The sequence below is a fragment of the Acinetobacter sp. YH16038 genome (assembly GCF_013417275.1).
GTDB lineage: Bacteria > Pseudomonadota > Gammaproteobacteria > Pseudomonadales > Moraxellaceae > Acinetobacter.
This window is the reverse complement of record NZ_VPEG01000005.1, coordinates 141,341-162,219: the sequence shown is the minus strand read 5'-3', so window position 1 is coordinate 162,219 and position 20,879 is coordinate 141,341. Positions and strand designations below refer to the sequence as shown.

Below are 20,879 nucleotides of genomic sequence, written 5' to 3'. Positions count from 1 at the left end.
GCCTATTTAAGTGATGTGCTGAAAAGGCTGCCGACGCATAAAGTGACCCAAATAGAAGAATTACTGCCACACCGCTGGAAATCCGACCAAAATTAAAAAATAGGCATGGGATTCAGCGGACGCTTACGGTGAATACACCAATATTAAATTTGGATCATCACGTTAGACCCGCATCTATTGTTAGTTTTTTTGAAGGGTTTCATTCAGAAAACCATATTTATATTCAGAGTTAAAATAGGTATCAACATGCAACGCTATGTAAGCGATGTAAATACCTCGGATGAAGATCTAGTCAGAATTGAATCACTTAATAAAGATGCTTTTACATTGACGTATTTAGATACAGCTCAGCGATTGGCTTATTTTATATAAAGGTTAGAGTGATTAATGCAACTTCCAGTGATAGAGACAGTTCTCCAAAGGAGTTTATGCTATGGCTAAATCAAGAGCAAAACATAAGCAGGTTCAGCAAAAGGATAAAAAGGACAGTGCTCAAAATGAAGAGCAACAACAGCAACAGCAGCAACCCTCTAAACCATCCCGTGCGAAAAAGCGTAAATAAAATTTAGACTTGATTCAACAAAACCCTCAGCTGAGGGTTTTGTTATTTTTAAGACTGTTTCCGACAAATAATCTGGAAAAAACATCACTAAAAATAACAGGATTTTGACTTTAAATTTTTCTGTATTCCTTAAGATAAAACGAACCACTCATTAAATGGCAATGCGAGCTATTGTGAAAATTCCCAAAATCCTGCTTTTAATATTTTCCTTAAGTATATTACTTACTGCCTGTCAGCCACCGCCATCAGGTGAGCCAGCGGGCTGGAAAAGCCCGTATCTGTACTGGCAATTAAAAAAATCTGAGCTGATTAGACCGGTAGAAATTCCTGTACAAGGAGTAAAACCTCGCCAGATTCAGGATACTTGGGGTGGAGCGCGCAGTGAGGGACGTAAACACGAAGGAACCGATATTTTTGCTCAACGAGGTACACCGGTAGTCAGTGCGACCCAAGGGATCGTCCGCAAGATTGGAACCAATAATTTAGGAGGTAAAGTTATCTGGATTACTGGTCCGAATTTAAGCCAACATTATTATGCGCATCTGGAGGATTATGCTGAACATATTCAGGAAGGAGACTGGGTAGAAGCAGGTGAAATCATTGCCTATGTCGGTAATACCGGTAATGCGAAAAATACACCACCACATTTGCATTATGGGATTTATCTCAGTGGAGAAGGTGCGACTAATCCTTATCCTTATTTAAAGGTAGAAGAATTGGAATAAGCGCAGGTGAATGTAAAAAAAAATGTAAAAGATCGCCATCTAAAGATTGAAAAGCATAAAATAGCGTATCTCCCGCTTTTCCTGTTTTTATGAGTTTTGCTTATCGACCAGATATCGATGGCCTGAGAGCTATTGCAGTATCATTGGTCATTTTCAATCATCTCGGCTGGTCATTATTTTCTGGCGGCTATATTGGTGTTGATATTTTCTTTGTCATTTCCGGTTATCTCATTACGACCATTCTGACGCGCGATATTGAGTTGCAGCAATTTTCAATTGCACGGTTTTATAAGAAACGTGTGATCCGTCTGGCACCTGCATATTTTACTGTACTGGCAATTGTCAGCCTGATTGCCTGGCAGGTGATGTTGCCGGGTGAGCTGACGGAATATTTTAAAAGCGTCATGTATGCGACTGTGCTTATTGCCAATCTGTATATGCGGAATGAGGTAGGAGATTATTTCAGCCCGAATGTAGAAAATGTGCCGTTATTACATTTATGGTCATTGGGCGTAGAAGAGCAGTTTTATATTTTCTGGCCGCTCTTGCTATGGCTATTCTTGAGTAAGACCTCGCGTAAATATCTTTGGCTTGTCATTAGTGTATTCATTGTCGCTTTAGTTATATACGCCCAGCAGCAACTGACTCATAATCCGGCCAAAGCTTATTATAGTATGCCGGTACGAGCATTTGAGTTGTTGATTGGTGCATTGATTAGCTGCTTGCCAAAACTGAATCTGCCAAAAAAACTATTACAGGGATTGGTCTGGGCTGGGGTAAGTGTTCTATTTGCAACTGCAATTTATTTTGATCAGCAAACCCCATTCCCAGGACTGATGGCATTGATCCCATGTATTGCAACAGCACTGATTATTTATCTGGGACAATCCATAGCTTCACGTAATTTATTGCTAAGTAATCGTCTTAGTACATGGATTGGCAAAATTTCATATCCTCTGTATTTATGGCACTGGCCGATAATCGTGCTCTTTGGCATTTATATGCTGCCCTTGAATCTGGAAAATCAGATTATTATTGTTTTCCTATCACTTATATGTGCATTTCTGACTTATAAACTGGCTGAAACACCCCTGAAACGCTTTGTGATGGCTGCAAATTATAAAGTGATTATTCTTGGATTTCTGTTACCTGCAGTCAGTTTTATTGCGATCGCCCAAACCATCAAAACACATGAAGGTTTCCCGGAGCGTTTTCCAAAATCGGTGCATGACAAACAGGAAGCATTACACACGTATGCACATGTGATTCGTAGTAACTGCATGGATACCGCGGATCCAAATGTTTTACCCAATGCTCAAGATTGTGTCTTAGGACAATCTAAAGAAGATATTGATTTCCTGTTGATTGGCGATTCGCATGCCAATGCCTATACAGCAATGCTGGACGAATGGGCAAAGGATGCCAATTTACGCGGTTATGATGCAACGCAAAGTTCAACTTTTTATCTGCCAGGTGTGCAGCGATTTGAGTTAAAGCTGAATCAATGGAAAGAACTGACCAAATTCCAAAAACGTAATGATGCTATTACTGCACATCTTAAAGAAACCCATTATCCAATGATTATTCTGGCAGGCTCTTATGCACAATATTTTGACGATGATGTAAAACTTAAAGATAGTGTCCATCATACTGAGGAAGAGATATTTAAAGCAGGTTTGATAAAAGCCTTAGAAATTGCCCATCAATCTAGTGATCAGGTGGTGCTAATTAATGATGTACCACATCTAGACTGGGAAGGGATTCCATCTGATTGTAATATTCGTAAAGAGATTCTTCATCGAGACGCTTCATGTACAGTTTCTCGAAAAAGTTATAAAGCACATTTAAAGCAATTCAATCAGATTTTGGCAGAAGCAAAACTGAAATATCCGCAATTGAAAATCGTTGATCCAACCAAAGTCATCTGTGATCAGCAGGCATGTAAAACGATGCTGAATGATGTGCCTTTGTATCGTTTTAAGGATGATAATCATCTTAATGATCAGGGTTCACGGCAATTGGGTGTTGAATATCTAAAACAGTTTGGTAACCCGCTTAAAGATTTGAAGAAAGATTAAATGGAATAAAACCACGTTTAATGATGTGGTTTTATTCCCTGGGATTTGGGGCATTGACCGATTTTAATCTTTATTTAATTCTTTTCTTCTTGAACAGAAACTGGTTGCTCACCCATCTTATATTTGGAAGAACGTGTATTCCAGACCAATTGCAAAGTTCCGGCTAATAAAACTAAAGCTGCCAGCATAAACTGTTGATGGTAGTTCAATCCTAGATATTGCAGGGCACTAAAACTCAATCCTCCAATCAGCTGAACAGCAGCAAAACATAGAGTCGCAATGCTCCAAAGCTTTTTATAGGCCAGTCCATACAGTTGCAAAATGGTATAAGAGGTGAGGAAAACTACAGCTGGATTCAACATCCCGGTAAAGAAAGAAGAACTAAAAGTCAGGAATGGATTAGCATTTAAAGTCGCAATAAAAATCGCCAGAATATACACACTATAAAGAATCTTCAGGGCAGTAAAATTGCCAAATTTTCTTGCCAGAATATAGGCTGAAAAAGCACCTAAGGCACTGCCCAAACCATATAGAATCCAGTTAAAGTTAATCCAGAACAAGCTTAATCCTAGTTCATGGCTGAGATAGTCAATCCAGAACAGGGAATGCGGAATATAGGCAAATGCGCTACAGGCATAAACCGCCAGTAAACTATAAAAGACTGTATTTAAAGGTGCTTGCGCAGGATGAGAAACAGATTGTTTAGCTAGATAGGGTTTAAATTGTGGTATCAGTAGGCTTAAGCAGATACAAATCATCAGGGCAAACCCACATAAAATCAGCCAGGCCGTACGTATGGAAATCTGGTCAAGATAAGGCAAAAACAGGGTAGCTAATAAAACCCCTAATCCAATCCCGCTAAAACCAATAAAATTGATTTTAAAACGGTCTTTTAAATCACAGCACTGAGCCACGACACTTGGTGACAAAATCATGAGCAGGCCACCACTAATACCGGAAATCACGCGCCAGCTGATATACCAGATTTCAGAAAACCCTGAAAAAGCGCAACAGAATAGGCTAACCATTCCAGCTATTGCAGCAAGCTGGATATAGGTACTTATGCTTCGGTCTTGAGGTAAGCGCATCGCTGCAAAAGCACCCATTAAATAACCCAGTAGATTGGCACTACCTAAAAGGCTGGCAAAACTCGCGCTCCAGACAAAGGCTTCACGTGTACCAGGTAACAGGGCAGTATAGGAAAAACGCAGAATGCCGATGCCTAAGCACATGCTCAGGCAGAGAAAAAGACTAAGCTTGACCGTATTTGAGGACATCCATGTACTCTTGAAGTTTTATATTTGTTCAAAAAATAGCATGAATCATCAAGCTAAAGGAGAAAAGGCTGAATAGATTTTTATTGAAAAGAAAAATTCTGGATTAACAGCATGCTTCTATTGTAAATATCTGTAAAGCTTATCGCGGAACTTTTTAGACAATAAAAAACCGCATTCATGAATGCGGTTTTTTGGAATTAATTTTATAAATTAACGCATTTTTGCCAAGAAACGGCCTAAACGGGTAATCGCTTCACGCAGTTCATTTTCTGCTGGCAGGAATACCACACGGAAGTGATCCGGTGTTGGCCAGTTGAAACCAGTACCTTGAACCAATAGAACTTTCTCAGCACGTAACAGATCAAGCATCAGTTTCTCGTCATCTTCAACCGGATAGATTTCAGGATCAAGACGAGGGAAGCAGTACATTGCACCTTCAGGCTTCACACAAGACACCCCTGGAATCTCGTTTAGCATTTCCCAGGCAATATTGCGTTGTTCATATAGACGGCCACCTGGGCGGATCAAGTCATTAATAGACTGATAGCCACCGAGTGCAGTCTGAATTGCATATTGTGCTTGATGATTCGCGCAAAGACGCATTGAAGCCAGCATATCCAAGCCTTCAATGTAGTCCATTGCACGTGATTTATCACCAGTAATTGCCATCCAGCCTGAGCGATAGCCAGCAATACGATAGGCTTTAGATAAACCGTTGAACGATACACATAATTGCTTGCCTGCAAGCGAAGCTACTGACACATGTTCAATGCCATCGTAAACGATCTTGTCATAGATTTCGTCTGCAAACAGGATTAAGTCATATTTCTTCGCTAGATCCACAATTTGCTGTAATACATGACGCGGATAAACCGAACCGGTCGGGTTATTTGGGTTGATAATCACGATCCCGCGGGTATTTGGCGTGATTTTGCTTTCCATATCCGCAATATCTGGATACCAGTGATCTTCTTCATCACATTTATAGTGAATCGCAGTACCGCCAGACAGGTTCACTGCCGCAGTCCATAATGGATAATCCGGCATTGGAATCAGCATTTCATCACCGTCATCCAGTAGGCCTTGCATCGCCATTACAATCAGTTCAGATACGCCATTGCCGACATACACGTCGTTCACGTGCATATCCAGAATGCCTTTTTGCTGGTAATACTGGCAGATCGCTTTACGTGCCGGGAAAATCCCTTTGGAATCCGTATAACCAATCGCATTTGGCAGGTTCAGTGCAACATCATTAATGATTTCTTGCGGGGCTTCAAAGCCGAATGGGGCGGGATTCCCGATATTCAGTTTAATAATTTTATGTCCGGCTTCTTCCATCTCGTTGGCCGCTCGTAACACTGGTCCGCGAATGTCGTAGCAAACATGCTCAAGCTTAGACGATTTTTTGATCTCGCGAGGGGGGGTGTTACCAATACCGGACATAATTCCATCCAATTAATTTTTAAGTTAAACCTATAGATTACGCAAATATCACAATCTATGCTGAAATTTCGCTAGAAATTTTTTCATCTCTAGCGTAAATATGGAAGTACTGAAGCATGACATTGAATGTCAAAGATTTAAAGGAGTTAGTGATGGGAAAACTCAATAAAACAGACCGGGAATGGCAAAGAGAGTTATCACCAGAAGAGTTTCGCATTACGCGTGAAAAAGGAACTGAACCGGCATTCACAGGTAAGTACTGGAATACAAAACAAGAAGGGACTTATGTCTGCCGTTGCTGTGGTACACCACTGTTTTCTTCAACCACTAAATATGACAGCGGTTGCGGTTGGCCAAGCTTCTATCGTCCTGTGAGCAGCTCAGTTGTAGAAGAATTACCTGATACTTCACATGGTATGGTGAGAACAGAAATTGTTTGTCATCATTGTGATGCACATTTGGGACACGTTTTCCCGGATGGTCCGGAACCGACTGGCTTACGTTATTGTGTAAACTCGGCCTCTTTAGAATTACAAACACAAGAAAAAACTGACGAGGAAACTTATCCATGACCAGCATTTATCAGTTTGAAGCTGAGTTGTTAGATGGGAAAAACAAACGGCTTGCAGATTATGAAGGAAAAGTACTTTTAATCGTAAATACCGCGAGTAAATGTGGTTTCACTCCACAATTTGCAGGTCTGGAAAAGCTTTACCAGAAATATAAAGAGCAGGGACTGGAAGTTTTAGGTTTTCCATGCAATCAGTTTGGCGGACAGGATCCAGGTTCAAATGAACAGATCGGTGAATTTTGTCAGAAAAATTATGGGGTTTCTTTCCCGATGTTTTCCAAGGTAGATGTAAAAGGCCCAGAAGCGCATGCGATCTTCCGTTACTTGACCAATAATTCTAAAGGAATTCTAGGAAATGGTATTAAGTGGAATTTCACCAAATTCCTGATTGGTCGTGATGGCAAGGTATTAAACCGTTTTGCACCTACCACCAAACCTGAAGATCTCGAAACAGAAATTGAAAAGGTTTTATAAGTTTATTTGAAATGTCTAATTTCTAATGAATAGAAAATAAGTGAAATAGAAGAATAATTTGTAGCCAATATCCATAAAAAACCCACTTCTGGAAAGTGGGTTTTTTTATTTGTGTTTAGCTCTTAAAAGATTAAAGAATCGCTTTTAAACGTTGAATTACCTGTTCACATTGTGCCAGATCAGCGACTAATGCCAACCGTACATGGTTTTCACCCGGGTTGCCTTGCGTAGTTTCACGAGACAGGTAACGGCCTGGTAGCACTTTGATATGCGCTTTTTCCATTAGCATTTTGGCAAAAACCTCATCATTGTCTACTTTTAGCCAATAGTAGAAACCCGCATCCGGTTTTTTCAGCGGGATCAAGTGCCCTAATTCTTTCTGGAACAGATCAAATTTGGCACGATACTGTACCCGGTTTTCTTCTACATGGGCTTCATCATTCCAGGCAGCAATTGATGCTAACTGATGCTGCACCGGCATCGCTGCACCATGATAAGTACGGTATTGCAGATAAGGTTTGAGTAAAGCTGCATCACCTGCAACAAAGCCTGAACGCATGCCTGGCAGATTAGAACGTTTAGATAGAGAATGGAAAACGACACAGTTTTTATAGTCATCTCGGCCAATTTCTGCACACACTTCCAGTAAACCTGTCGGTGCTTCATCAAACCAGAGTTCTGAATAACATTCATCAGAAGCAATGACAAAATCATATTTGTCTGACAGTGCAATCAGCTTTTTAAACTGTTCTTTAGAAAGAACAGCACCTGTTGGGTTGCCCGGTGTACACACAAATAACAGGGCAGTTTTTTCCCAGACTTCAGCCGGAACTGAATCAAAATCACCTAAGTAATCATTTTCTTCAGTACAGTTAATGAAATAAGGTTTTGCACCTGCAAGCAGGGTAGCACCTTCATAAATCTGGTAGAAAGGGTTCGGCATCACCACATAAGGCGCATCTTCACGATTGATCAAAGCTTGGACAAAAGAAAAGATCGCTTCACGGGTACCGGAAACCGGTAATACATTGCTGTCTGCACTGATGCTATTGAGTTTAAAACGGCGAGTCAGCCAGTTGGCAATGCTTTCACGTAATTCAGGCAAGCCTTTGCTGTTTGGATAAGTCGATAGATGCTGAAAATTATCAATAATCGCCTGTTTCACGAACTCGGGTGCTGGATGCTTTGGTTCACCAATCGAAAGGGGAATCAAAGGCATATTTGCAGGCTGGATATCCGCGAAAAGTTTATTCAACTTTTCGAACGGATATGGGTGCAATAAAGACAAGTTAGAGTTCATGAATGTGTTACCGAGCAGTGTGTTAGTGTTGAGCATTGACCTGATGTGAGGCCTCATCTAGAGCAGCTTTTAATGCCGCTGCAAAATTGTCAGACTCTATTTGGGTCATTGGGCTGCCATCTTTTTTGGTGACAAAGAAAATATCTTCAGCACGTTCGCCAAGCGTAGCAATTTTGGCAGAGTGAATATCCAGACCCTGCATCATAAATAAACCGCCAATTTTCGCAAGTAAACCAGGATGGTCAAGTGTCGCAATTTCAACCATATTCTGGTTTAAAGCTTCATTAAGGGTGATATCGACGGTATTTTCAATATCAAAATGACGTAACTGACGCGGAATCCGGCGCTGCATCAGACCTGGATATTCATCAGAATGACTTAAGGCATCCTGTAAGGCTTCAATGACAGTTGCCTCACGTTCCGGATCGGTCAATAACGTGCCAAAACGGTCAAGGACAACATAGGTATCCAGACTGAAAGCTTTGGTTGCGGTAATAATCCGGGCATCCTGAACGTCCAGATTCATGCGATCCAGAACAGCAACCGTGGTAGCGAACAGATTTGGTTTGTCTTGAGTATAGATGAAGATCTGCACGGCATCCTGTGCATATTTACGATGTGCACGCATTAATACCAATGGTGCAGGATTATCGCCATGTTCCAGAATGGCGCGGGTATGCCAGGCGATTTCATCGGCAGATTCTTTCAGGAAGTAGTCATCGCCCAGTTCCTGCCAGACTTTTTCAACGTCATAAAGCGAGAAATGTTCTACCAGACGTTCACTGGCTTCGAATTTGGTATCTTCAATCAGCATCTGATAATCAACCGGACGACCAAGACCGGAACGGATGACATCACGCGCATGCGTATAGAGCTGACGCATCAAAGATGAACGCCAGGTATTCCAGAGTTTTGGATTGGTCGCATTAATATCTGCCACGGTTAGGGTATACAGATAATCCAGATGCTCCATATCTCCCATTTTTTCAGCAAATTCTTTGACCACATCCGGATCGGAAATGTCTTTTTTCTGTGAGGTCACTGACATGGATAAATGGTTTTCAATCAGCCAGGCAACCAGATTGCATTCACGTTCGGTAAAGCCATGGGTACGGCAGAACTGAATCGCATCGGCTGCACCAAGCTCACTATGATCACCGCCACGACCTTTGGCAATGTCATGGAAAATAGCCGCTAGATAAACAATGTCACGACGTGCCAGACGCTGGAACACGGAGCTGACCACTGGGAATTCTTTGGCAAATTCGGGTTCTTTGAAGCGGTTCAGATTGCGGATCAAGAGCAGGGTATGTGCATCCACGGTATAGATATGGAACAGGTCATATTGCATCAAGCCGGTAATCTGTCCGAAAGCCGGAATATATTTGCCCAGAACACCATAACGTTTCATCGCAACTAGCGTTTCGTACAGGCGATGCGGTGAACGAATGATGGCCATAAACAGGGCTTGGTGTACCGGATTATCACGGAAATCCTGATCAATACGTTTAGCTGCCAGAGTAAGCAGACGTAAAGTACGAGCACGAATACCCTCAATTTCAGGACGATTGGCCAGCAAATAGAAGATTTCCAGAATGGCACTTGGCTTTTCCGAGAAAATCTTGTGATGTTGAACTGCTAACTTGCCATCGACCAGTTTAAAGTTTTCATTAATTTCTTCAATCTGGCGTTCATATTGGGGTAAACGTGGGGTAATGACTGATTCATTAAAATAAGCCAGTAGCATTTCATTCAGAGTCGAAACCTGCTGCGCGCTACGGTAATAGCGCTTCATGAACTGTTCGATTGGATAGTTCGGTGACTGACCTTCTTCACGGGTATAGCCAAACATCGCTGCAATATCCCGTTGATAATCAAACAGCAGGCGGTTTTCATCGCGCTTGGTCAGGCGGTGTAAATGATGACGAATTTCCCAGAGAAAGCTTTCAGCTTCTTCGAGTACGGCAAGTTCAAACTCTGAAATAAAGCCCAGATGCACCAGGTCATAAATACGGTTGACACGGAAATGACGTTTGGCAATCCAGCCAATCTGGTTAATATCACGGATACCGCCCGGTGCATTTTTAATATCCGGTTCCAGATTGCTTTCAGTATTATTGTGCTGAGCATAGCGTTTGTGCTGCTCGTCCATTTTCGCATCAAAAAAGGTTTTATCAGTCCAGGTTTGTGACACGATCCGGCGTGGCCACTTGGTTAAATTTTCATTGCCAATAATCAGGCGTGCCTCGATCAAGGACGTCGCTACCGTAAGGTCACTGCTGGCCTGATTGACACATTCATTGATGGTACGAACACTGATGCCCGGTTTGAAATTGCCCACATCCCAAAGCGAAGAAATAAAGCTGGAGATCAGCTTTTCCTGCTCTGAAGTGAAATCATCTTCAGAGAGGATCATGATATCGACATCTGAATATGGCAGCATTTCGCGGCGGCCATAACCGCCGACTGCGAAAAGCGCCAAATCGGTCTGATCAAGTTCAGCATGATTCCACAGAAATTGCAGGGCTTCATCAATCAGGTTAGAACGGGCCTGAATGATGTCACGGATGGACTGTCCATTTTCAAAACATTCCTGAAGCTGATTTTCTACATCGCTACGCCATTGATTGATCGCTTTGATGTCATTGTGACTTTTAATGTAATTCAGCAGCGGGGAGGTATTGATCATGAACAGTGGTCCGTTGTATTTACTTAATTTTGATGAACATTAACTTGGTCAGCAACCTGTTGAGCCAGCTCGCGAGCCTGTTCAATGCTTTCTGCACGCGCAGTCGCGACACCCATACGGCGGCGTTTAAAACCTTCAGGTTTACCAAACAGGCGTAAATCGGTATCGGCATGGGCTAAAGCAAGATTCAGGCCAGAAAATGAAAGATTGCGATCATCGACACCTGCGTAAATCACGGCACTGGCAGCCACACTATGGCGAGCTGTATTGACTGGTAAGCCTAAAATAGCACGGGCATGCAGTTCAAATTCACTCTGGAACTGGGAAGCCAAAGTGACCAGACCAGTGTCATGCGGGCGAGGTGAAACCTCACTAAACCATACTTTGTCGCCTTTGACAAAGAGTTCTACACCAAAAATGCCGCAACCGCCCAATGCCGTGGTGACTTTATTGGCGATACGTTTTGATTCTTCCAGAGCAGCTGGGCTCATTGACTGAGGCTGCCAGCTTTCTACATAGTCGCCTGAGTCCTGACGGTGTCCGATTGGATCACAGTATGAGGTTTCGATTTCGCCAGTTTGAGGATTCTTAGCCCGCACAGTAAGCAGGGTAATTTCAAAATCAAAATCAATCTGTGATTCGACAATCACTTTGCCCTGATTAACTCGACCACCTGTTTGCGCATATTCCCAGGCAGCATCGACTTCTTCAAAACTTTTCACGCGAGATTGGCCTTTACCTGAAGAAGACATCACCGGCTTCACAAAGTTTGGATAACCAATGTCATCACAGGCTGCGCGGAAAGATTCCAGAGAATCGGCAAAGCGATAAGCAGAGGTCGGTAAGCCTAGTTCTTCAGCCGCCAGACGACGAATGCCTTCACGGTTCATGGTCAGGTTAACCGCTTTAGCAGAAGGAATTACAGTTGCAATATTCTGTTCTTCGATTTCAACCAGTACTTCTGTTGCAATCGCTTCAATTTCAGGAACAATGAGATGCGGCTGAATTTTTTGAATGAGCTGTTTGAGTTCCGCTGCATCTGCCATATTTAAGGCATAAGAAAAATGTGCCACCTGCATGGCAGGAGCATCTGCATAACGATCTGCAGCATGAACTTCTATACCTAAACGTTGCAAGGAAATCACCACTTCCTTACCTAGTTCTCCTGAACCTAGCAATAGAACTTTAAAAGCTGAAGATTGAAGAGGAGTACCAATAGTCACGTTCATGTGTATTATCCATGCTTGATTTTATGGACTTTTAGCATAACAGAACTCAATGCCGAGATAAGCCGAGTTTCATACAAAATTGTGATATTGGCCAGCAGTTTTATTTATAAAAGTTTATAGAGAATTGCATCTGAAATCAGGCAGTTCGCTTTATTGTATTTTTCATAGGGTTTAAATGATAAATCCGGTTTTGCGGATTGGGTTTTTCCATATGCAGAATTTGCTTGTCATTGAGCTGAAGTTGATGGAGAAGTTTCAGACTTTGTATTCTCTTAAAGGCATAAAAGGGAATGACAAAAGGACAGATAAAACCAAATATCCATAGCAATAAACCAAATCCTGAAAATTGCAGTGCATCTAAGAATACAGTGAAAAAGTGGAATTGATGATTTGACACTGCGACAAGTGCAAAAAATAGAAACAGTAAAATTATACTAAAGCAAAATACATAAATGAGATTTGGAATGCCTTTATGTAGCAGGCTCCATCGGCTAAAAATGATTTGTTTGGGATGCAGATGGATTACCTGTTGAGTCTGATTGTAGAGGGCAATGATTTTATTTTTGCCATGCTTCTGAATATAAATGACACAGATATGATCTGCGGGTTCAGCAACCACTTCTACAAAATGACCAGTAAAATTCTGTGTATTAATAAGGCATTCAAAATAGCAGCCGGGTAATTCATATTGGCTAAAAATAGCTAACATCTCATCACGTCGATAATGAATAAATATTTTACCTTCAATTATTTGCTTTGGCTCGAACATGCCAATATTTTCCTTACTTTTTTTCTTATATAAAAAAGACTTATGCAATTAATTTAGCATAAGTCTTGAATGAGATTTTTAATTTTCTAAAAGGCTTAAAAAGGTACAGAGATATAGGTATAGATCAGGCCATAAGTTAAAGCTGCAGTTAAGGTCGCCATGACAATTTTCTTGAACTTGAAATACAGTCCAGCGAGTACAATAAAACCGATCAGCATGGCAAAGCTTTTATCTGGCGTTTCCAGTAAGGGCGGTAAGGTCGCCACAACCAGCATGGAACTGATGGCAGCAATTCCAATCGAACCCAAGGCAATTTTCAACCATAGCGCACCACGTTTTTGCGAACCCTGCTGAAATTTTTGAATCACATAGAATGGACCAAAACGTGAGGCAAAATTGGCAATCCCGACAATAATCCCGACCAAAATAATTTCAAGATTCATGATTGATCTCCTGCATATTCAGGATCTGGTTTTTTCAGCACATAGTGCTTGAACAGGCCGGCCAAAATGCCGGAACTGATGCCGATAAAGATCGCAGCGGACAAATCGATAAAATAACAGGCAACCGCTGAGACAATAATTGTGATGGTCACGACAAAGGTATGTTTCTTTTCAAATGCAGCGAGCAGGAAACTTAAGAACAGGGCAGGTAACAGGAAGTCTAAAGCTGCCTGTAAAAATTGCGGTAAGTTGCTGACCTGATCTGCAAATAAGCCACCGAGAAAAGAACCTGTTGCCCAGGACAGCCAGCTGAATAAACTCAACCCCAGCATCCACGATTCAGACCATTCCTGACGCCGTTGCGACAGTTTAATCATGCCAGAGGCAAATACCTCATCGGTGAGTCCCCAAGCCCAGACTGCGGTTTTCTTCAGGTTTAAACGATCTTGGATCAGGTTTTGTAAAGCTGGGCCGTATAAAAGATGGCGAATGTCCAAAGCAATCACGGTCAGTGCCGTCATCCAGATCGAAGTACCGCTACCAAGTAACGCTACAACTAAAAACTGACTGGCACCGGCATACATGGAGCAGGACAGAAATAAGGCTTCCCAGGCAGTAAAGCCGAACTGGGTGGCAGAAACGCCAAAGGCAAAGGAGACCGGAAGGTAAGTAAATATAATGGCCTGGCTATCTTTGGCACCTTGCCAGAAACCGGCAGGTTGCATCGCTACTGGATTGTGGTCAGACACAAAACACCTTAAGGGAGAGAGTTAAAACAGGGATTAAATCAAGATTGTGTATTGTACGCGAATTTACTAGCATAGTGCCGAAATGTTTAACTGGCGATTCTGATATGTTGATGTTCAAGACACGTGCAATGCTGGTCGGTGTTTTAATCGGCAGCACCTTATTTCTTCAAGCTTGTGGAAATGACAGTCAAGCGCCAAAGGCCGAAATTAAAGCGGCACCTAAACTCTCCAATGATGCGACGACTTATGCTAATGCTGCATGGCAATTCATGAATGAAGTCGATCCGCTGGTCTATAACAAGGAAATGGAGCAGATTGATGCTCAGGTACGTCAACCGGCCCGTAAATTGAGTACTGACTGGCGCATTAATGTGAAAATGACTGACTCAGTGACGGAAGGAAAATATGCCTTATGTCGTAAGGCTTTAACCAGTCTGGAAATCTGGGCACGTAGTACCGTTGAAAATAGCAGTAGCGTGGCACAGAAACAGGCCGACTATGAGCGTGATAAACAGCAATGTCAGGGAGCAATTGCTCATCCTGAACTGGGAAATACTGATCCAAAGCAGAAAGGTAATGCAGTAGCTGAACAGTCTTAATCGGGTTTTATAATCTTCAGGCGGGACTTCGGTTCCGCTTTTTTGTTATAAAAAACGATTCTATTTATATAAATAAACAATAATTAAAATTAGGAAATATTTTCATGAATCGTTAAAAAAGTCCTATAATTGACTTATAATCAAGCGATTTAGAGATAAAAGTTAATTTTTGGAGTCATTTTAAATGTTTAATAAATTGTTTTTAGCGATAAGTATGAGTGCTGTTTTAGTAAGTGGAGTACAAGCGTCTCATGCGTGTGAAGTGGCACCATGTACCAATGGCTTCGATAGCGTCAATGTCTGTGAATTGCGCTCTTAAATTTTAAATCCATCTCCCTATAGAAAAAATTAAACAGCAAAAATTAAAAGAAGCCTTAGAATAAGGCTTCCCATACAGTTAGACGATCATGTCTTAAAGCAACATGAACAGACGTTCTAGATACAACACTGCTCCGCCCAAAAGAATACTGAGACCGCAGAACAAACGTAAAGAGTGCCAAGACATGATGTTTCGTCCTACTGTATTCATTTAGTTGAAAGTGCTTCCAGATAACGGCGATTCACTTCCTTCCAGTTCACCACATTAAAGAAAGCGGCAATATATTCAGGACGACGGTTCTGGTATTTCAAGTAGTAGGCATGTTCCCAGACATCCAGACCTAGAATCGGGGTATTGCCATGCATGAGGGGTGAGTCCTGATTGGCGCTGCTTTCTATGATAATGGTTTGATCAGGTGCCACGCTGAGCCAAGCCCAGCCACTGCCAAAACGGGTCAGGGCTGCCTTAGTAAAAGCTTCTTTAAAGGCTTCAAAGCCGCCAAGCTCCTTGTCGATCGCCTGTGCAATTTCACCTTCAGGATTGCCACCTCCACTTGGACTCATTACTGTCCAGAACAGGGAATGGTTAGCATGACCGCCGCCATTATTAATCACATTATTTTTCAAATCTTCAGGTACCTGATTGGCTTTGCTCACCAGTTCTTCTACAGAAAGATCTTCCCATTCTGTGCCTTCAATACCTGCATTGATGTTGTTGATATAAGTTTGATGGTGCTTGGCATGGTGGATTTCCATGGTTTTAGCATCAATATGCGGTTCCAATGCATCATAAGCATAAGGGAGTTCGGGAAGGGTATAGCTCATTTTTAATTGTCCTTAAGCGTGATTGAGTGAGTGGAATTCTCGACTAAATTTTAAAATATGCTTGAGTTGTATTAAATACAATGAGAATTATTATCATTTATGTTATGGGGGAAGATTTTTATAAATAGGATGTAAAGATGCGTATAAGAATAGCAAGAAGCCAAATTTGGTAACAAAAAAGCCCCAGATTTGGGGCTTTTCTTTGGCTTCAACTTATACGTTGAAACGGAAGTGAAGAACGTCACCGTCCTGAACGATATAGGTTTTACCTTCTAGACGCCATTTACCTGCTTCTTTAGCGCCAGCTTCGCCGTTGTACTGTACGAAGTCATCATAAGCAATACATTCTGCGCGGATGAAGCCTTTTTCGAAGTCAGTGTGAATGACACCCGCTGCTTGAGGCGCAGTAGCACCGACTTTAACCGTCCAGGCACGAACTTCCTGTACACCGGCAGTAAAGTAAGTTTGCAAGCCTAGCAGTGAATAGCCTGCGCGGATTACCACGTTCAGACCCGGCTCTTCCATATCCATTGCTTCCAGGAATTCGGCACGGTCTTCATCTTCAAGCAATGAAATTTCAGCTTCGATCTGGTTGCAAAGCGGAACCACGATTGCATTTTCAGCAGCTGCCAGTTCACGTACCGCATCGAGGTGCGGGTTATTTTCAAAACCGTCTTCTGCCACGTTAGCGATGTACATCGTTGGTTTAAGCGTTAACAAACCAAAGCCACGTACCAGTTTACGTTCGTCATCATCCAGATTTGCTGCACGGGCAGGTTTGCCTTCATCAAGCAGAGGTAAGATTTTTTCTAGAACGGCTTTAGTGGCTACAGCTTCTTTATCGCCACCTTTTGCAGACTTCGCCAGACGAGTCACTGCTTTAGTCACAGTTTCAAGGTCAGCCAGAGCAAGTTCGGTGTTAATGGTTGCGATGTCATCAAGCGGATCAATTTTCCCGTTGACGTGAATCACGTTTTCATCTTCGAAACAACGAACAACGTGAGCAATTGCATCAGTTTCACGGATATTCGCCAGGAACTGGTTACCCAGACCTTCGCCTTTGGAAGCACCAGCAACCAGACCCGCGATGTCCACGAATTCCATGGTAGTTGGTACCACGCGTTGTGGTTTTACGATTTCAGCAAGTTTGTCCAGGCGTGGATCAGGCACAGGCACGATACCGGTGTTTGGTTCAATCGTACAGAATGGGAAGTTTTCCGCAGCAATTGCAGCTTTAGTTAATGCATTGAAAAGCGTAGATTTACCAACGTTAGGCAGGCCTACAATACCACAATTAAAACCCATGAAATAACTCACAAAGCGTTATATAAAAATTGCCAGTGATTTTACATGAAAGCCATGACAAAGTCAGGTCATGGCTAGGTGCTTTGTTGAAAACTTATGAAATAGATGTTTTTAAATTTTACGTTTGTCGAGCTGATTCGACAGGGTATCACCAGTGGCCTGAACCAGCATGACCAGAATCACCAGTACCACAATCACTGCCAGCATGATCTGCATGTCAAAACGCTGATAACCATAACGGTAGGCAATGTCGCCCAGACCACCGGCACCAATAGCACCGGCAATGGCGGATGAGTTAATCATGGTCACCAAAGTGACGGTAAAACCGGCCACAATCCCTGGTAAAGCTTCAGGTAATAGCACATGCCAGATAATTTGCTTACGGTTACAGCCAATCGCTTGAGCCGCTTCAATCAGTCCCTGATCTACTTCACGTAAACTCACTTCAGCAATACGCGCAAAGAAAGGAGTCGCGGCCAACGTTAAAGGTACAACTGCTGCCCAGACGCCATAGCTGGTGCCTACAATCCAGCGGGTAAGGGGAATTAAAGCGACCATTAAAATCAGGAAAGGCACCGAACGGGTAATATTTACAATCCAACCCAGAGCCTGATTAATGGGTTTGGATGGATAAATGCCATGCTCCGAGGTGCTGACCAAAACCACTGCCATTGGTAACCCAATCAGAAAGGCAACGATTGCGGATACACCAACCATGATGAGGGTATCGGTAGTTCCCGTCAGTAATAAATCAATGAGTTGGTCGTGCATAGCCAATCACCTCAATCTGTGCAATGTGTTGTTTGAGTTTTTGCTGGAGCAGGTTGGTATCCAGATTCAGGTCAGCCACCGCGACAATCAGACTGCCGACCAGATGGTTCTGGATGCTGTCGATATGACTCTGATAGAGGTGAACCGGATGCTCGAACTGTTCGAAAATCACTTTCAAATCTGGGGAATACTGAACACTAGAGGCATAGCGCAGTTTGATAATGCTATGCGTGGTATCTATTGTCACTTCAGGACTGATCGAAAATGGCAGTTCCAGCTGTTCCAGATTCAGCAGTTCCTGGGTAATCTGCTGCTGTGGATTGGAAAACACTGACCAGACTTCACCCGCTTCAACAATTTCACCTTTTTCAATCACGACGACTTGATCGCAGATTTCACGAATGACCTGCATTTCATGGGTGATTAGTACAATAGTGATGCCGAGTTTCTGGTTGATTTCTTTCAGTAAAGACAGCACCACTGAGGTACTTTCCGGATCCAGTGCAGAAGTGGCTTCATCACAGAGTAGAATTTCCGGGTGATGCACCAGCGCGCGGGCAATACCGACACGCTGTTTTTGGCCACCGGATAGCTGAGAAGGGTAGTTCTGAGCCTTATCGCTTAAGCCGACCAGTTGCAGCACTTCGTTTACACGCGCATCAATGTCTGATTTTTTATAATTTGCAACTTTTAAAGGCAGAGCTACATTTTCCCAGACGGTTTTGGCAGACATCAGGTTGAAGTGCTGAAAAATCATGCCAATACGCTGACGAAGCTGGATCAGTTCAGCATGGGTTAAGCCAGCCAAATCCTGCTGATGGATATGGATATGACCTTCGCTGATCTGTTCCAGACCATTTAGGGTACGTAGCAGCGAGGATTTCCCCGCACCACTTTTCCCGATAATCCCGAAGATCTTGCCTTCAGGAATATCCAGATTGATGTTTTTCAAGGCATGTACCGATTTGCCTTGTACCTCATAGTATTTATTCAGGTCACGGATTTTGATATGTGGGACGGAAAACGCCACCTGAGAACCAAAACTCACCATAGTATTCACCTTATTTCCAGCCTTCAAACCACATACCAGTACCAAAATCCTGGTCCAGAATTGCTTTGACTTTTTCAGAATTCTGGAAAGCTTTTACGAAAGTCGCCAGTTTCTGGTTTTTATCTTCATAGTCTTTGCGTGTCACAAACAGAATGGCGTATTTCTTGTCGATTGGATCCAGGAACAGAGCATCATGTGGATCTGCTGCTTTAGCAAGTTTTAGATAATGTGGATAACCAAAGATCAGATCAGCTTCATTCAAGGCATGTGCCGTTTGTGGGCCTTCAACTTCAATAAACTGCAACTGTTTAGGATTATTCTTGATGTCCTTAACGGTTGATAATTCATTATTGATATCTTTCAGTTCAATCAGTTTTGCACGGTTAAGAAGGATCAAGGCACGTGCCAGATTCACCGGATCATTCGGAATCACTACACGGGCATTTTGTGGTAACTCATCTAGAGATTTATATTTCCTTGAATATAAGCCGACATGGCTACCCGTACCGGACGCGAAACTATGCAAGTCAAAGTTGGTTTCGCGAATGGCATTTCTTAAGTAGACACTTTGCTGGAAAAAGTTAGCATCGATGTCGCCATTCTGTACCGCGACATTGGGTGCATGCCAGTCGGAAAATTCAACCAGTTTCACATTAATACCTTGCGGTTTCAGTTCATCAGCCACACTTTGCAATAAGTCTGCATAAGGTGGGCTAATGCCAATGGTCAGTACATCCTCCTGCTGCTGACCCTTGGTCCAACGGTAAGCCGCCAGCCCAAGAATAAGTGCAAGGATGACACCGCCAATGATCCACTTCTTTGCATTCGAATTTGACGAATTTACTTGTGTCATCATCGCACCTTATTTCCAGCCCGGGAACCAGAGCTTCGCACCAAAGTCAGCATCTAGTGCTTCCTTCACGCGAGGGGAGTTCTGATAGATTTCGACAAATTTTTTCAGCTTGTCATTTTTGTCCTGATAGTCCTCACGTACCGCAAACAGGATCGCATAACGGTTGTCTTTGTTAGAGTCAAATAACAACGCTTGTTCTGGATCAGCTGTTTTAGCCAGACGTAGGTAGTGTGGGTAACCGAATGCCAAATCAACATCATCAATGGCACGCGCAGTTTGCGGACCTTCAACTTCAACGAATTGCAGGTTTTTCGGATTTGCAGCAATATCTTTCAGGTTGGACAGATGGTTGTTTGGATCTTTCAATGCCACCAGATTCGCTTGTTGTAATAACAGCAGAGCACGGCCCTGGTTGACTGGATCATTTGGTACTACAACTTTCGCGCCGTCTTTTAGCTCATCCAGGCTGTTAATTTTCTTGGAATATAGGCCAACATGCGTCGCTGCACCTTTGGCAAAAGCTTTGATTTTAAAATCAGTTTCTTTCTTCGCATTATCTAAAAACGGCTGATGCTGGAAGAAGTTGGCATCAATATCGCCATGATTCAGGGTGATATTCGGTGTATTCCAGTCCGAGAACTCGACCAGTTTGACATTGATGCCTTGCTGTTTGGCTTCTTCGGCTGCGACTTGTAAAGGTTTAGCGAAGGACGGGCTGATCCCAATCACCAGTTCATCCGAACCGGATTTCTTTTGCTGGTTCCACACCACTAGTCCGATAATCACGGCGGCAATAATCACCCCAATCATGGTGAATTTTGTTTTAACGGTTTGTGCCATGTTGC

Annotated in this window: 21 protein-coding genes; 7 read left to right on the top strand and 14 right to left on the bottom strand. The window is 42.7% G+C overall.

Annotated features, from left to right (window positions below; genetic code table 11):
- The 4 genes from FTV34_RS03370 to FTV34_RS03360 all read left to right on the top strand — a co-directional run.
- A partial coding sequence (locus tag FTV34_RS03370) for a transposase domain-containing protein (protein ID WP_151760394.1) occupies positions 1-96 on the top strand: 96 nt, incomplete at its 5' end.
- Between the two features lie 337 nt (positions 97-433).
- A complete protein-coding gene (locus FTV34_RS17885) occupies positions 434-562 on the top strand; it encodes a hypothetical protein (RefSeq protein ID WP_004784138.1) in 129 nt (42 codons plus the stop codon).
- Between the two features lie 161 nt (positions 563-723).
- Positions 724-1,287: a M23 family metallopeptidase gene (locus tag FTV34_RS03365; RefSeq protein WP_179993073.1), complete on the top strand. Its 564-nt coding sequence runs from the start codon at positions 724-726 to the stop codon at positions 1,285-1,287.
- 89 nt (positions 1,288-1,376) lie between these two features.
- A complete protein-coding gene (locus tag FTV34_RS03360; protein ID WP_180068875.1) occupies positions 1,377-3,365 on the top strand; it encodes an acyltransferase family protein in 1,989 nt (662 codons plus the stop codon).
- Positions 3,366-3,439: 74 nt separating this feature from the next.
- Here FTV34_RS03360 and FTV34_RS03355 read toward each other — a convergent pair whose 3' ends face one another.
- Both FTV34_RS03355 and FTV34_RS03350 read right to left on the bottom strand, forming a co-directional pair.
- Complete coding sequence (locus tag FTV34_RS03355) at positions 3,440-4,642, bottom strand: YbfB/YjiJ family MFS transporter (RefSeq protein WP_180068873.1); 1,203 nt, start codon at positions 4,640-4,642, stop codon at positions 3,440-3,442.
- Between the two features lie 210 nt (positions 4,643-4,852).
- Positions 4,853-6,088, bottom strand: a complete 1,236-nt coding sequence (locus FTV34_RS03350; RefSeq protein WP_004784132.1) for a pyridoxal phosphate-dependent aminotransferase — start codon at positions 6,086-6,088, stop codon at positions 4,853-4,855.
- A gap of 152 nt (positions 6,089-6,240) precedes the next feature.
- On the opposite strand from FTV34_RS03350, the gene msrB reads away from it, so the two are divergent.
- Entirely contained in the window at positions 6,241-6,660 is a 420-nt protein-coding gene (gene msrB / locus FTV34_RS03345; protein ID WP_004784131.1) for a peptide-methionine (R)-S-oxide reductase MsrB, read from the top strand.
- Complete coding sequence (locus FTV34_RS03340) at positions 6,657-7,133, top strand: glutathione peroxidase (RefSeq protein ID WP_004784130.1); 477 nt, start codon at positions 6,657-6,659, stop codon at positions 7,131-7,133. The genes msrB and FTV34_RS03340 overlap by 4 nt, the downstream gene beginning before the upstream one ends.
- Positions 7,134-7,263: 130 nt before the next feature.
- On the opposite strand, the gene dapC is transcribed toward FTV34_RS03340, so the two are convergent.
- From dapC to FTV34_RS03310, 6 genes are all read right to left on the bottom strand, one after another.
- The gene (dapC, locus tag FTV34_RS03335; RefSeq protein WP_180068871.1) at positions 7,264-8,433 is read right to left on the bottom strand and encodes a succinyldiaminopimelate transaminase; all 1,170 of its coding nucleotides are present in this window, start codon (positions 8,431-8,433) and stop codon (positions 7,264-7,266) included.
- 22 nt (positions 8,434-8,455) lie between these two features.
- Complete coding sequence (glnD, locus tag FTV34_RS03330) at positions 8,456-11,122, bottom strand: [protein-PII] uridylyltransferase (RefSeq protein ID WP_179993077.1); 2,667 nt, start codon at positions 11,120-11,122, stop codon at positions 8,456-8,458.
- Positions 11,123-11,145: 23 nt separating this feature from the next.
- Entirely contained in the window at positions 11,146-12,360 is a 1,215-nt protein-coding gene (gene purT / locus FTV34_RS03325) for a formate-dependent phosphoribosylglycinamide formyltransferase (RefSeq protein ID WP_180068880.1), read from the bottom strand.
- Between the two features lie 127 nt (positions 12,361-12,487).
- Positions 12,488-13,168: a hypothetical protein gene (locus tag FTV34_RS03320; protein WP_257226099.1), complete on the bottom strand. Its 681-nt coding sequence runs from the start codon at positions 13,166-13,168 to the stop codon at positions 12,488-12,490.
- A 47-nt stretch (positions 13,169-13,215) separates the two neighbouring features.
- Positions 13,216-13,563, bottom strand: a complete 348-nt coding sequence (gene ygaH, locus FTV34_RS03315) for an L-valine transporter subunit YgaH (RefSeq protein WP_159123254.1) — start codon at positions 13,561-13,563, stop codon at positions 13,216-13,218.
- The gene (locus FTV34_RS03310; protein ID WP_171505577.1) at positions 13,560-14,288 is read right to left on the bottom strand and encodes an AzlC family ABC transporter permease; all 729 of its coding nucleotides are present in this window, start codon (positions 14,286-14,288) and stop codon (positions 13,560-13,562) included. Before FTV34_RS03310 ends, ygaH begins: the two co-directional genes overlap by 4 nt.
- Before the next feature lie 128 nt (positions 14,289-14,416).
- Here FTV34_RS03310 and FTV34_RS03305 point away from each other — a divergent pair, with 128 nt between their 5' ends.
- Complete coding sequence (locus FTV34_RS03305; RefSeq protein WP_159123256.1) at positions 14,417-14,911, top strand: hypothetical protein; 495 nt, start codon at positions 14,417-14,419, stop codon at positions 14,909-14,911.
- A gap of 525 nt (positions 14,912-15,436) precedes the next feature.
- On the opposite strand, the gene FTV34_RS03300 is transcribed toward FTV34_RS03305, so the two are convergent.
- From FTV34_RS03300 to FTV34_RS03275, 6 genes are all read right to left on the bottom strand, one after another.
- Positions 15,437-16,054, bottom strand: coding sequence for a superoxide dismutase (locus FTV34_RS03300; RefSeq protein WP_180068868.1), 618 nt, complete (start codon positions 16,052-16,054; stop codon positions 15,437-15,439).
- 213 nt (positions 16,055-16,267) lie between these two features.
- The gene (gene ychF / locus FTV34_RS03295) at positions 16,268-17,359 is read right to left on the bottom strand and encodes a redox-regulated ATPase YchF (protein WP_005236355.1); all 1,092 of its coding nucleotides are present in this window, start codon (positions 17,357-17,359) and stop codon (positions 16,268-16,270) included.
- A 111-nt stretch (positions 17,360-17,470) separates the two neighbouring features.
- On the bottom strand, positions 17,471-18,130 hold the full coding sequence (locus FTV34_RS03290; protein ID WP_159123258.1) for a methionine ABC transporter permease: 660 nt from the start codon (positions 18,128-18,130) through the stop codon (positions 17,471-17,473).
- Positions 18,111-19,181 carry a methionine ABC transporter ATP-binding protein gene (locus FTV34_RS03285; RefSeq protein WP_180068878.1) on the bottom strand — a complete coding sequence of 357 codons (1,071 nt, stop codon included), beginning with the start codon at positions 19,179-19,181 and terminating at the stop codon, positions 18,111-18,113. The genes FTV34_RS03290 and FTV34_RS03285 overlap by 20 nt, the downstream gene beginning before the upstream one ends.
- A gap of 10 nt (positions 19,182-19,191) precedes the next feature.
- Positions 19,192-20,034 carry a MetQ/NlpA family ABC transporter substrate-binding protein gene (locus FTV34_RS03280; RefSeq protein ID WP_180068866.1) on the bottom strand — a complete coding sequence of 281 codons (843 nt, stop codon included), beginning with the start codon at positions 20,032-20,034 and terminating at the stop codon, positions 19,192-19,194.
- A gap of 9 nt (positions 20,035-20,043) precedes the next feature.
- Positions 20,044-20,874: a MetQ/NlpA family ABC transporter substrate-binding protein gene (locus FTV34_RS03275; protein ID WP_180068864.1), complete on the bottom strand. Its 831-nt coding sequence runs from the start codon at positions 20,872-20,874 to the stop codon at positions 20,044-20,046.
- Between the last annotated feature and the right edge of the window lie 5 nt (positions 20,875-20,879).